Annotated in this window: 9 protein-coding genes; 6 read left to right on the top strand and 3 right to left on the bottom strand. The window is 60.1% G+C overall.

The genetic code is table 11. The features are described from left to right. Window positions 1-1,386: retention module-containing protein (locus ACF8FB_RS26435; protein WP_392512518.1), on the bottom strand; the 1,386-nt coding region annotated here is incomplete at its 3' end. A gap of 977 nt (window positions 1,387-2,363) precedes the next feature. Here ACF8FB_RS26435 and ACF8FB_RS26430 point away from each other — a divergent pair. After that, window positions 2,364-4,520 carry a type I secretion system permease/ATPase gene (locus ACF8FB_RS26430; RefSeq protein ID WP_003256004.1) on the top strand — a complete coding sequence of 719 codons (2,157 nt, stop codon included), beginning with the start codon at window positions 2,364-2,366 and terminating at the stop codon, window positions 4,518-4,520. Window positions 4,521-4,527: 7 nt separating this feature from the next. Further along, window positions 4,528-5,886 carry an HlyD family type I secretion periplasmic adaptor subunit gene (locus ACF8FB_RS26425; RefSeq protein WP_172830945.1) on the top strand — a complete coding sequence of 453 codons (1,359 nt, stop codon included), beginning with the start codon at window positions 4,528-4,530 and terminating at the stop codon, window positions 5,884-5,886. A 157-nt stretch (window positions 5,887-6,043) separates the two neighbouring features. Here ACF8FB_RS26425 and lapD read toward each other — a convergent pair whose 3' ends face one another. Next, a complete protein-coding gene (lapD, locus tag ACF8FB_RS26420; RefSeq protein WP_392509137.1) occupies window positions 6,044-7,990 on the bottom strand; it encodes a cyclic di-GMP receptor LapD in 1,947 nt (648 codons plus the stop codon). Between the two features lie 10 nt (window positions 7,991-8,000). After that, on the bottom strand, window positions 8,001-8,762 hold the full coding sequence (gene lapG / locus ACF8FB_RS26415; RefSeq protein ID WP_172835033.1) for a cysteine protease LapG: 762 nt from the start codon (window positions 8,760-8,762) through the stop codon (window positions 8,001-8,003). Between the two features lie 203 nt (window positions 8,763-8,965). Between lapG and ACF8FB_RS26410 the strand changes: the two genes are divergently transcribed. The 4 genes from ACF8FB_RS26410 to ACF8FB_RS26395 all read left to right on the top strand — a co-directional run. Continuing rightward, on the top strand, window positions 8,966-9,655 hold the full coding sequence (locus ACF8FB_RS26410; RefSeq protein WP_010951552.1) for a GntR family transcriptional regulator: 690 nt from the start codon (window positions 8,966-8,968) through the stop codon (window positions 9,653-9,655). A 106-nt stretch (window positions 9,656-9,761) separates the two neighbouring features. Next, window positions 9,762-10,265 (top strand): sigma-70 family RNA polymerase sigma factor, encoded by a 504-nt coding sequence (locus tag ACF8FB_RS26405; protein WP_003256011.1) that lies wholly within the window; start codon window positions 9,762-9,764, stop codon window positions 10,263-10,265. Between the two features lie 4 nt (window positions 10,266-10,269). Next, entirely contained in the window at window positions 10,270-11,226 is a 957-nt protein-coding gene (locus tag ACF8FB_RS26400) for a FecR family protein (RefSeq protein WP_350298394.1), read from the top strand. Window positions 11,227-11,391: 165 nt separating this feature from the next. Next, on the top strand, window positions 11,392-13,705 hold a 2,314-nt coding region (locus ACF8FB_RS26395), incomplete at its 3' end, for a TonB-dependent siderophore receptor (protein WP_392512520.1).

Here is a 13,705-nt window from a genome sequence, read left to right as displayed (position 1 = left end):
CAGCTGTTCGAAGTTGCCGCCAGTGGCGCTCTCGATGGTGACGCTGACGGTCGAGCCGTTGTTGTAGACGTCATTGGCCGGGGTCTGGAAGTCGACGCTGCCCTGGGTTTTACCCGCTTCAACGGTAATCGTTTGGCCGTTGGACAGGGTCACGGTTACCGGCGTCTGGGCAGGATTGCTCAGGGTCACGGTGTAGGTGATCACGCCGCCTTCGGTGACCGACGGGCTCGCCGTCAGGGTCGCGGTGGTGGTGTCGACCGAGTCGTTGATCGTGGTCTGAGCCGGGGTCGGATTCGGGGTCAGTTGCTCGAAATTACCGCCGGTGGCGTTCTCGATGGTGACGCTGACGGTCGAACCGTTGTTGTAGACGTCATTGGCCGGGGTCTGGAAATCGACGCTGCCCTGGGTTTTGCCGGCTTCAACAGTGATGACCTGGCCGTTGGACAGGGTCACGGTCACCGGCGTCTGGGCAGGGTTGCTCAGGGTCACGGTGTAGGTGATCACGCCACCTTCGGTCACGCTTGGCGAGGCGGTCAGGGTCGCGGTTGTAGTGTCGATTGTATCGGTCACTTGGGTAACCGCTGGCGTTTGCGGCAATGTCACCGTCAGCCCGCCACCACCGGTACTACCTGTCACGGTGGCCGAAATCTGGCCACCGTCGATGTAAGGTGTGTCGTTTGCCGGAACTGCGACGTTGACGCTACCACTGGTCTGCCCAGCCGGAATGACGATCACGGCACCATTGGACAGAGTAATTACCAGGTTGGTGGTCGGCGCCTGACCAACGGTGGCGGTATAAACGATTACGCCACCCGCTTCACTGATAGAAGGGGTTGCGCCAAGCGTCAGCTCAGTAGCGACGGTGGTATCCGTCGGTGTGGTCACCAGGTTGTTGCCGTTAGTGTCCAGCAGGCCCACTTCTTGGTTATCGGGTACGCCCGCAAAGCCCAGCCCGTCAGTCGGGAAGCCAACCGTCGTGTCAACTCGGCCAGCCGTCTCTTCGAGCATCACGAAGCTGTGGCCACCGCCCAGCGCACCACCACCCGCTGATGACGGGCCAGCGGCGGTAGCTTCAAGCTCAGTAGTCGGGTCAACACCAGCAGCAATTGCCTGCTGCAACTCTTCCACCGAAGGCGCGGCCTGGGCTGCCGCCTGGCTCAGGTCGGTGCTACTGTCAGGCGCATCGGCGCTCCATTGGCTGTCACGTCCAAGATCGAGCAGTCGGCCATCAGCCAGCTCCAAAGTAACTGCGCCACCCGGACCGGTGAGCACTTCCTCACCGGCCAACAGGCGGTCACCTTCGATAAGTACACGCCGGATGCCCTCTGGGGATACCGCAATAACCTGGCCGACAATGCTTTTGACGATGGCTACAACGCTGCTCATTGGACTCTCCGTGTGACCCGATGGGGTACTTCCCTGCCAGAGCGGCGCTTGCTAGCCACTTCAGGCGGAACTATGTCGATGATCTCTTGACGTTTTTGACGTCAATATTCCGTCTATAACTTTTTGGAATTGCCTGACTGCCAAACTATTGACCTTATACATGCCATCCTAAACAATCGGCAATGTAATGTCACATTGATATTTGTACCTTAGCCAAGCGTTTCCTGAGGACAAATGTCTTACATCATCAAAAAGGTGTTAAGCCATCAGTCCTAGCACTTTTTCATACACCTCAGCAGCCGTAAATCACGCGGCGCGACCGACTTACTCGACAATGTCAGCGTTACTGGCGTCAATATCCAGGTCACTGTCAATCGCCCGGACACTGATTGCCAAATAAGCACAAACCTTGCCGGAATGCGGCCAGGCAGAGGTCGATAGCCAGCCAGAGCCGGGGGCGCTTGCGGCTATCAACGCTGCGCGAGTCACAAGCAGCTATGTGTCGCAAATCAAAGAGATGACCGACGAGTGCGTGAATAATGGTATCCCGATCATTGAAAATCGCTTGCGGATATTGAATGCAAGAAGGCAAGAATCCGCACTCTATAGATGAATTTTGACTAACAAGCCACAGATATGCGCCAACAAACCAGCGCCTGTTTACTGACAGTGACTAAGCTGGAACCCAAAGCCCTTGCATGCCTTGGCTGAGTGGCAGGCTATGCTGCAACAAGCCGGATGATGGCTGGATCAAAAATGAAACAATCATTGCCCCGCTAAGTCTGGTGAAAATGAAGCACGTAGAATTGTTTACTCAACACCGATTCAAGGCGAACATTGGCCAGCTGCTCCAGCACCAGGGCGTGATAACCCTTATCAGCACAGCTTTGCAGCACCAAAGAATGCCAGGGTGAGCCGGCCTGACCTTAACGACGGCACACCCACCCCACCCACCACAAGGATGAAGAGAGCGCCGCGTGGAATCCGAAGTCAGTCGAGTCCAACTCAGCCACGATCCACGCAGTCAGCATGACGATCCCCTGCTGGATAGTCTGCTGAGCCTGTGTGTCCTGCACCAGAAGCCCGCCAGCCGGGTCATGCTGACAACAGGCCTACCGCTACCCGCCCAGCGCCTGAGCCCTGAACTGCTGCCGCGCGCCGCGGCCCGGGCTGGCCTGCAGGGGCGCCTGCTTCAGCGAAAGCTGGAGCAGATCCCGAGTATCGCCATGCCGGCCATGCTGCTGCTCAAGGAGGGCCGCAGCGCCGTCCTGCTCGGCTGGGAGAACGATGACACCGCGCGCCTGCTACTCAGCGAGAGCGACGGTGGCGAGGTGCATGTCAGCCGCGAAGCCCTGCTAAGCGACTACAGCGGCCGCGTGTTCTTCGCGCAGCCGCAGCACAAGTTCGATGTCAACCACGGCAACCTCATCCCACGAGCGAAGTCGTGGTTCCGCGACACCCTGCTGCGCAGCAAGTGGTTGTATATCGACGCCATCGCCGCCAGCCTGGTGATCAACCTGATCGCCTTGGCCGCGCCGCTGTTCGTGATGAACGTGTATGACCGAGTGGTGCCAAACCAGGCCACCTCGACGCTCTGGGTACTGGCCATCGGTATCGCCGGCGCGTATATCTTCGACCTGATCCTCAAAGGCCTTCGCGGCCTGTGCCTGGACCTGGCCGGCAAGAAGACCGACCTGATCATCTCGGCAACGCTGTTTGAACGTATCGTCGGCATGTCGATGAAGTACCGGCCGGCGCGGGTAGGCAGCTTTGCCCAGAACATTCACGAGTTCCAGGGCCTGCGCGACTTCCTCGCCTCGCTGACCCTGACCAGCCTGATCGACCTGCCCTTTACCATCCTGATTTTGATCGTCATCGCCATCATTGGCGGGCACCTGGTGTGGATACCGATCATCGCCTTCCCGCTGGCTCTGGGCATCGGCTACGCCCTGCAGCGGCCACTGATGGCGACCATGGAGCGGACCATGGCTTTGGCATCAGAGCGCCAGTCCAGCCTGATCGAAACCCTGGCGGGTCTGGATGCGGTAAAGGTCAACAACGCCGAAAGCGAACGCCAGTATATGTGGGAGCAAACCCTCGGCACCCTGAGCCGGCTGGAACTGCGCGTGAAAGTGCTGTCGAGCCTGGCGATGAACATCACCCTGCTGATCCAGCAACTGGCAGGCGTGGCAATGATCTGCGTCGGCGTGTACCTGATCATCGACGGCAACCTGAGCATGGGCGGCCTGGTGGCTTGCTACATGCTCAGCGGCCGCGCCCTCGGCCCGTTGGGCCAACTCAACGGCCTGCTCGCCCGCTACCAGCAAGCCAAGGTGACCATGGTCTCCACCGACCACATGATGGATCTACCGCAAGAGCGCAACTTCGAAGAACGCCCGCTGAGCCGCAAGGTGCTGCAGGGCAGCGTCGAGTTCCGCGGGGTCGACTTCACTTATCCGAACCAGCAGAACCTGGCCCTGAAGAATATCAACCTGACCATCCGCCCTGGCGAGAAGGTCGGCATCATCGGCCGCAGCGGCTCCGGCAAGAGCTCGCTGGCCAAGCTCATCGTCGGCCTGTACGAGGCCGATGGTGGCTCGCTGCTGGTTGATGGCGTCGACATTCGCCAGATCGATGTCAGCGAACTGCGCCACAACATCGGCTACGTCCCCCAGGATATCCAGCTGCTGGCCGGCACCTTGCGTGACAACCTGGTCAGCGGCGCCCGCTACATCGAGGACGAATTGATCCTGCAGGCCGCTGAACTGGCGGGCGTACATGAATTCGCCCGGCTGCACCCCGACGGCTACGAGCTGCAAGTGGGTGAACGCGGGCAAAACCTGTCCGGCGGCCAGCGGCAGAACGTCGCCTTGGGCCGTGCGCTGCTGCTCAACCCGCAGATCCTGCTGCTGGACGAGCCGACCAGCGCCATGGACAACACCGGTGAAGAACGCCTCAAGCAGCGCCTGCAAGCGGTGGTGGAGGGCAAGACGGTACTGCTGGTCACGCACCGTGCCTCATTGCTGTCGCTGGTAGACCGGCTGATCGTGATCGATCGCGGGCAGATTGTCGCCGACGGCCCGAAAGCCGCGGTCATGGATGCACTGAAGAAGGGGCAGATCAGTGTTGCATAAGCTGGATATGGGGCAGTTCAAGGACGGCCTGCGGCGCTATTTCAAAGGCAGCGACTCGCTTGGCGGCCAGCCGCTGCCCGAGGTGAACAAGGCCCTGATCGAAGATGCACCGCGCGTGGTGCGGCTGACCATCTGGGGCGTGATCCTGTTCTTCGTGTTCTTGATTGTATGGGCCAGCGTCGCGCCCATCGACGAAGTTACGCGGGGTGAAGGCAAGGCCATTCCGTCTTCCAAGGTGCAGAAGATCCAGAACCTGGAGGGCGGCATCGTCGCCGAAATCTTCGCCAAGGAGGGGCAGATCGTCGAAGTGGGCCAGCCATTGCTGCGCCTGGATGAAACCCGCTTCGCCTCCAACGTTGGTGAAACCGAGGCTGACCGCCTGGCCATGGCCCTGCGAGTCGAACGTTTGAGTGCCGAGGTAGAGGACCGCCCGCTGATTATCGACGAAAAGCTGCGTAAAGCCGCGCCAAACCAGGCGGCCAGTGAGGAGTCGCTGTACCAGAGCCGGCGCCAGCAACTGCAGGACGAAATTGGCGGCCTGCAACAGCAGTTGGTCCAACGCCAGCAGGAGCTGCGCGAATACAGCTCCAAACGCACCCAGTACGCCAACAGCCTTGAGCTGCTGCGCAAGGAAATCAGCATGTCCGAACCGCTGGTGGCAACCGGCGCGATTTCCCAGGTTGAAGTGCTGCGCCTGCGCCGTGCTGAAGTGGAAAACCGCGGTCAGCTGGACTCCACTGCGCTGGCGATCCCGCGCGCAGAGGCGGCCATACGCGAGGTGCAAAGCAAGATCGAAGAGACGCGTGGCAAGTTCCGAAGCGAAGCGCTGACCCAGCTGAACGAGGCACGCACCGAACTGAACAAGGCTACCGCCACCAGCAAGGCGCTGGACGACCGGGTGCACCGCACACTGGTCACCTCGCCCGTACGCGGTATCGTCAAGCAACTGCTGGTGAACACCATTGGCGGGGTAATCCAGCCAGGCAGTGATATCATCGAAGTCGTGCCGCTGGACGACACGCTGGTCATTGAGGCGAAAATTTTGCCCAAAGACATCGCCTTCCTGCACCCTGGCCAGGAAGCGACGGTCAAGTTCACCGCGTATGACTACACCATCTACGGTGGGCTCAAGGCCAAGCTGGAGCAGATTGGCGCCGACACCATTACCGATGAAGACAAGAAGACTACGTATTACCTGATCAAGCTGCGCACTGATCGCAGCCACCTGGGGACTGACGAGAAGCCACTGCTGATCATTCCGGGGATGGTGGCGACGGTGGACATCATGACAGGCAAGAAAACCATCATGAGCTACCTGCTCAAGCCGATCATGAAGGCGCGTTCGGAAGCGCTGCGCGAGCGGTGATAGCCAACCTGCGGGTTTCGCCATTGCTTTAGGAGCGGCCTCATGTCGCGACAGGGCTGTACAAGCAGCCCTGCAAATCGCTACGTGAACCTGGGGGCCGCTACGCGGCCCCTTTTGCGGCTCTAGCCCACGCCTACAGCGGCACGCGAGAGGCCATTCAGCGCCAAGGCGCAGGCTCACCCACCAGTTGCCCCTGAATCCCGCCTACTCCCATCTCCAGCAACACCAACCGCTCCCCTTCCGTCTCGACTCGCTCGGCAATCAGCGGCAGGTCGATGCTATGCGCCGCACGCTGGATCGCTTCGATGAACAGCCGCTTGTGCTGCTCATGATCGATGTTGCGGATGTAACTGCCGTCAATCTTCAGGTACGCCAGGCCCAAATGCGCCAGGTTGCCAATCATGCTGAAGCGCCCACCGAAGCGTTGCAAAGCCAACCCGAAGCCAAGCCCATGCAGGCGCCGGGTGAGTTGCTCCAACGCTGCCTGCTCAGGCAACTGCTCCTCGCCAATTTCAAAAACCAGCCGCGGACCGAGCGCCGCATTCTGGCCCAGCAGCTCGAAAACGCGCTGAAGGGCCTTGGGGTCGGCCAGGGTGGCGGCGGACAGGTTCAACGCCAGCACTTGGTCATGCCCTCGCAGGTGCGCCAACACTTTCTCCAGCACCAGCACATCCAGCCGCGGCATCCAGCCGAAGCGCTCCAGCCAAGGCAGGAAGCGGCCCGCCGGCAAGGCCTCGCCCTGGCCATCGCGCAAACGCGAAATAACTTTGTGGTGCAGTACCCGTTGCGAGGAAGCGCACTCTATCACTGGCTGGAAGAACAACTGGAAATGCCCATTGATGAACGCTTGGTCGAGCCGTTCGTGCCAGGCATGCTGACTATCCGCAGCAACCGCAGCAACACCTTGCTCAAGGCATACCCAGCCCGGCGTTGGCTGGTTCTCAGCGCGGGCCAGAGCCTCGTCGGCCAGCTTCAGCAATGCCTGGGGTGAATCACCAGGGCTGAATGGCGCCAGGCCTATACAAGCCACCGGGTCGATATCACTGGCCCCCGTTTCGTGCAGGCTCTGCAACGTTGCCTCCAGAGCCTGGGCAAGGTGTACTGCCTCCTCATGCACCATGCCCGGTGCCAGCACTGCAAACTCGCCGCCGCGGCTGCGGGAAATGAGGTCGTTGGTTTCCGGGTAGCTGGCACAAGTACGACGCAGCTGTTCACCTACCGCTTGCAACAACTGGTCGGTACGCTGGCCGCCAAGGCGGGCGTTCAGGCCAGCCAGGCCCTGAACCCGCAGCAACAGCAGGTAACCGGCGCGCGCGTCTTCCAGGTTGCTTACCCGATTGTTCAGCTGCATTTCAAAATAGCGGCGGTTCGACAGCCCGGTCAGGCTGTCCTGGTAGGACTCCGCACGCAGCCGCTCACTGCGCTCGGCCTGCTCGGTGAACAGGGCTTTGAGTTTCTCGACCATCTGGTTCATCGCTTGCACTACGCGGCGTAGCTCCGGCGTGCGTGGCAACTCTGGCAGGCTGAGGAATTCGCGGCGGGCAATAGCGTGAGATTGCTCGACCATGTAGTCCAGCGGCCTCAACTGGCGGCGCAACAGCAAAGCACCGAGCACGGCACTGGCCGCACCGCACAACAGCAACCAACCCAGGCTACCCAAGGCGCTTTGCCAAAGCTTGGCAATGGCGAACATCGGGTGGCTGATCACTTCAACGCGCGCGGCCTGCTGCCAGCCACGACTGACGATTGCATCGCCGCCGGCGGCCTCGAGGCCGATCAGGCGCACGAACCAAAGCGGCACACCACCAGGGTCTGGCTCGGCGTGACGCTCCACCAGCACGGCGTTGGAACCCAGGTCGACGACCTTGATGCTTGCATAGTAACCACTGTCGAAAATCGAGCTGACCATCAGCTCGACCATCGCTGGGTCGTCGATATTCGGCGTCAGCGAAAGCGCCAGTGCGGTGGCCGCATCCTGGGCGTGCGAGCGCAGCTGGTTGACGTACTGGCTGCGCGAGCTTTCCAGGCTGACCATGAAACTGCCACTGAAGGCGACCACCAGGAACAGGCAAATGGCCAACAGCAATTGTTTGAACAGTGACATCTGTGCTCCTTCAGTAAACCGGCTCGGCCGGGAACCCTTCGGCCTGCATTTTCTTCAACAAATCCTGCCAGCGTGACAGCCGCTTGGTATCACCAACCTTCTTGTTCCCTGCCGCGCCCGTCAGCCACAACCCCTCGCCATTGAAGGCGTACACCGGCAGCAGGTCGGTACGCTGGCTTGCCGGCTTTATGGCATCCATCAGACTGTCCAGCACCAAAGGCTGGGCCTGTGGGCTTGAATAATAGGTCAGGACCATGTGTGCCCGGTTCTGCCGCAGCGCCTTGACGTAGGTGATGCGCAGTTTTTCGCTGGGGATTCCCATGCGCCGTAGACTGAAATATTTGGCGATGGCGTAATCCTCGCAGTCCCCTGCACCTTTGATCAGTGCCTGCACAGGTGTGGCCCAGTAGTCGACCTCATGCCACAGATCGATATCCTCGACATACCGCAATTGCTGGTTGAAGAAGCGGTTGACCACTTGCAACCTTTCAAGCTCGGTACCCTGCTTCTGCGTGGCCATCAGGCTCTGCCAGGCATCGATGCGACCCTGCCCGGCACCTAGTGGGCCGTACAGAGCCTGCGACTTGCGGCTGATCTGGGAGAAATCCCAATCCGCGTGCAAGCCGCCCAGCAGAAGACTGCCCAGCAGCACGGCAAAGCCGACATAGCGCACTACGGTTTTGAGCAACCAGGATATCGCCACTGCGAAGCCCTGTTCAGACCAGTCGAAAGCAGCGATGGTGGGGCTTGCCACCGCAAAAGACAATGGCACCCTGCAATCACGCACCCGGCTGTCAGCCCGCCTATACTTTCTGCTTACATCTTTCTATAGGCAGCTTCCTTTGACGTGCGACTTCCTCCACCATAGCCGCGCTTTTGGGGCGCCCGTACCAGTGTGGGTGCAGGTTTGACACCCTCACAAGCTGTTACTAGTGTCATTGGATCCAATACAGTCATCGTTGAGGCAGGCGTCGCGTGGCCAAGAAAATCAAATTGAGCAATGTGCTGGCCAGCGAGCAGTTGCCGCCGCATCAGGCCCGTGCCGTGATCGAAGAACGCCTGCGCAGCGCCATTCTCGATGGTCGCTTGCCCCCTGGTACTGCCGTTCGCCAACAAGAGCTCGCCACCCTGTACGGCGTCAGTCGCATGCCCGTGCGCGAAGCCCTGCGCCAGCTCGAAGCGCAATCCCTGTTGAAAGTGGAGATGCACAAGGGCGCCGTCGTTGCACCGCTGATCGGCGAGGATGCAGTGGACACCTATGCCCTTCGCGTATTGCTCGAGAGCGAGGCGCTGCGCCAGTCTATCCCGCTGCTTGATGCCAGCGACATCGCCAGCGCCCGCGGGTATATCCAGCAACTGGAGAACGAGACCAGCCACACCGAAATTGGCCGCCTCAACCGCCTGCTCCACATGGCGCTGTACAGCAAGGCGCCGAACAAGAAACTACTGCGCCTTATCGAGAACGAACTGAACGAGGAAGAACGCTTCCTGCGCTTCCATCTTTCGTCCATGGGCCTGGGCAAGCTCACTCAGGACGATCACAACGCACTGGTAGATGCAGCCAGCGACAAGCTGGTGGACGAAGCGGTAGCGGTGCTGGAACGGCACCTCAATGGCGGGGCGCGGGTGATCCGCAATTACCTGGATACGCAATTGGGGCGTTAGCCCATTACCGGCTTTACGCGTTAACTGATGGGTTGCAAATTAATCTTGCTCCGCCAACAATGAGACTAATTATCATTAACGTCCATTGATGCCGGCGCCCTCCTCCATGCCCAGCAACGATTCCGTGCAAACGCTCTACAGTGACCACCACGGCTGGTTGCATACCTGGCTGCGCAGCAAGCTCGGCAACGCAGCCGATGCGGCTGACCTCGCCCAAGATACCTTCGTCCGCTTGCTACAGCGTCGTGAACAATTGCAGCTGAATGCTCCCAGAGCCTTCCTGCGCACGGTAGCGCGTGGGCTGGTGATCGATCATTGGCGCCGCGAGGAACTGCACAGGGCCTACCTGGAGGCTTTGGCCCATGTGCCGGAAGCACTGGCCCCCTCAGTCGAGACCCGCGAGCTGCTGCTGGAATTGCTTGAGCGTATTGCACGCATGCTCGACGGCCTCAAACCCAAGGTCCGTCGCGCATTCCTGCTGGCTCAATGCGAGGGGCTGAAGCATCAGGCCATCGCCGAACAGATGGGGATCTCCGTGCGCACCGTTGAGCGCTACATCGCCGACGCGCTCTATCACTGCTACGTGCTGCGCTATGAAGACGACTGCTGAATCCATGACCGTCGCACGCCCTGATACAAAAACGGTCAGGCAGGCCATTCAGTGGATGCTGCGGCTGCGTGAAAGCGGGCACGATCCAGCTCTGCAACAACAGTGCGCGCATTGGCGCAGCAGCCACCACGAAAACGAACAGGCCTGGCAGCGTGTGGTTCACCTTCATCAGGACCTTGACCTGCGCGCTATTCCCGGTGCCGGGCTGGCATTGCAGACACTGGAAACCAGCCAGCAGCGCCTGCGCCGCCGACAGGCGCTGAAGCTGCTTGGCGGCGTTGTCATGGCAGGATCTGCGAGCTGGCTGGCCAAAGACCTCGATACTGTGAGTGCCTGGACGTCAGACTATGCCACCGGCACGGGCGAGCGACGCGTCTTCACCCTGCCCGATGGCTCGCTGATGCAACTCAATACCTGCAGTGCCGTGGACCTGGCCTTCCATGATCAACAGCGTCTGGTCCGCCTGAAGCTTGGGGAATTGATGATCAACTGCAACCCCCGGCATCCCCTGCTGGTAGAAACCCGCGACGCGCTGCTGGAAGGCTTCGAAGGACGCTTTGTGGCCTATCAGGATAGCGACTGCACACGTGTCAGCGTCAGCCACGGCAAAGTGGCGATACACCGGCCTGGTACTGGCCAACTTCAGTGGATCGAAGGTGGCCAGAACTGGCGCCTGGATGCTCAAGGTGCGCACCGGCTCGCGCACATGGACATGGATGCGATGGCCTGGACTGAAGGGTTGATCGTCACTCAGGACATGCGCCTCTCCAACTTCCTCGCGCAGGTCAGCCGCTATCGCCATGGTTACCTGGGCTGCAGCAATGAGATTGCCGACCTGCGCCTGTCGGGGGTGTTCCGCCTCGAAGACCCGGAGCAACTGCTTCGGCTGCTACCGCAGACGTTGCCCGTACGACTTCGTCGGCGTACACGCTGGTGGGTGCATGTAGAGAGCATCACCTGATAAGGCGTTATCGATTTCTGGCGGGTTTTGAATCCAGGTCCGGCTAGGACAGTAAGCAACACTTTCTGCCCTCGACACTTTAACGGACCCTTCATGTCTACCAACCCAGTGTTAACCCACACTTTCAGCCCGAATGATTTTCGTCCAGTCCTGCAATCAGCTCACTTGCGCCATGCCATCCGGGCTGTTCTGTTTGGTACCGCCCTGGGCCTGGCAACTGTTCCGCAACTTTCCGTTGCGGCCGACACAGCCGAAGTGAGCCAACACTATGCAATACCAGCAGGCCAACTGACCGACGTGCTCAACACAATCGCTCGCCAGGCCGGGATCACCCTATCGAGCACGCCTCAGCTGACCGATGGCCTGCATTCCAACGGACTGCAGGGGCAGTACACAGCCGATCAGGCGCTGCGCCAGTTGCTGAATGGCAGCGGACTGGAAGCCGTCAGCCAGGGAGGACGTAACTATGTGCTGCAGGCACAGCGTCAGAACGCCGCCCTGGCATTGCCAGACACCGACATCCGTAGTTTCTCCCTCGGCAACGCACTGGGCAGCATGGAGGGTTACAACGCCACGCACAGCCAGGTGGCGACCAAGACCAGCATGCCCTTGGTGGAGACATCCCAATCGGTCTCGGTGGTTACTCGCCAGCAAATGGATGATCAGGGCTCTCAGACCGTTGCCCAAGCCATGCGCTACACGCCTGGAGTACTGACCAACCCGTACGGTGCCACTCATCGCTATGACTATGTAGCCATGCGCGGCTTCAACGACGGTTCGGTGGACAACATCTACGTCGATGGGCTCAAGTCAATGGGAGACAACGGCACCTACAGCACCATGCAGGTAGACCCATACTTCCTTGAGCGCATCGACATTCTCAAGGGACCATCTTCGGTACTGTACGGGCGAAGCTCGCCGGGTGGCCTGGTAGCCCTGACCACCAAGAAGCCACTCTTTGCCCCTTACCATCAGGTTCAGGCCACGGTAGGTACTCAGGGCCAGCGTGGCGTGGGCTTCGACTTCAGTGGTCCTGTGGATGACGACAAACGCATTGCGTATCGCCTGACGGGTTTGGCGGACGCTTCCGACACTCAGTTCGACCACAACAAGGAAGAACGTTACGCCATCGCCCCTGCTATCAGTGTCGACTTCACCGAAGACACCTCACTCACGCTACAGGCCTATTTGCAGCACGACCCTAACGGTGGGTACCACGGCGGCAACCCTGCAGACGGCATGCTGCACAAACTCAACGGTTTTCGCCTGTCAGACCATTTCTTCGAAGGCGAGCCGAGCATCGACAACTACGAGCGCACGCAGCAATCCTTCAGTTACCAGTTTGAGCACCGCTTCAATGATGTTTTCACCGCGCGGCAGAACTTCCGTTATCAGGATTCCGACGTGTCGATGGACCAGGTGTACGCCGCCGGCTGGGCAGATGTTGACAGCAACATGCTAAACCGCGCCTATACCGGCGGCGACGAGCGTCTGCATTCATACATCATTGATAACATGCTGCAGGCAGAGTTTTTTACTGGGGCAGCCAAGCACACCCTGCTCTTGGGGGCTGACTACCAGCGGCGCAAAGCCGACGTGACATGGCGTTATGGCACCGTCGACCCGCTGGATGCTGGCAATCCGCAGTACGGCAATGGCAACCTTCAGGTACTGGGCGAGAACCGCTACCAGCGGCGTTTGCAACAAACGGGCGTGTACCTGCAGGATCTGGTGGAGCTGGACCAGTGGCGCTTTTCCTTGGGACTGCGCCAGGACTGGGTGAAGGTGTCCGAAGAGAACCGTGACAGCGACAGCAAGGTCAGTGATCAACGCTCCAGGTTCACCTCCCGGGCTGGAGTGCTCTACCTGTTCGAGAACGGCATTGCGCCCTACATCAGCTACTCGGAGTCGTTCAACCCGAACACCGTGTCCGACCAGCAAGGCCGGCCGCTGGCGCCGACGGAGGGCACTCAGTGGGAAGCCGGCATCAAATATCAGCCACCAGGGAGCGACAACCTGTTCACCGCATCGGTGTTCCGCATCGAGCAGGAGAATTTGGCGTCTAAACAGCCTGACGAAGACTTCTACCGCCCTGTCGGTGAAGTCCGCTCGCAAGGGCTGGAGCTGGAGGCCCATGTGCAACTGACCGACAGCCTCAAACTGCTGGGTGGCTATACCTTCACCGATATCGAGTATTCGAAGTCAATGCCGAGCCTTGTGTCGGGCAACTTGGACAACAAGGGTAATTCGCCGACTCAGGCGCCGAAACAGATGCTCTCGCTGTGGGCCGACTATAACTTCCGCCAGGGGGCACTGGATGGCCTGCGGCTGGGCGGTGGGGTGCGATATGTGGGGTACAGCTGGGTCGATGCGGAAAACAGCATGAAGGTGCCTTCCTACACCCTGTTCGACGCCTCGATCGGCTATGACCTGGGCAAGCTCGGCCTGACGGGTGTGGATGTGCGCTTGAACGCCAACA

Source organism: Pseudomonas sp. yb_2 (genome assembly GCF_043103905.1).
Lineage (GTDB): Bacteria > Pseudomonadota > Gammaproteobacteria > Pseudomonadales > Pseudomonadaceae > Aquipseudomonas > Aquipseudomonas alloputida.
Note: the sequence above shows the minus strand (reverse complement) of the source record. Positions and strands in the feature narration are given on the sequence as shown.

Bases quoted from the DNA above. Each gene is read 5' to 3' on its own strand.
- ACF8FB_RS26400 (WP_350298394.1), top strand. From the start codon at position 10,270: ATGACCGTCGCACGCCCTGATACAAAAACGGTCAGGCAGGCCATTCAG.
- ACF8FB_RS26425 (WP_172830945.1), top strand. From the start codon at position 4,528: ATGGGGCAGTTCAAGGACGGCCTGCGGCGCTATTTCAAAGGCAGCGAC.
- lapD (WP_392509137.1), bottom strand. From the start codon at position 7,990: ATGTCACTGTTCAAACAATTGCTGTTGGCCATTTGCCTGTTCCTGGTG.
- ACF8FB_RS26405 (WP_003256011.1), top strand. From the start codon at position 9,762: ATGCCCAGCAACGATTCCGTGCAAACGCTCTACAGTGACCACCACGGC.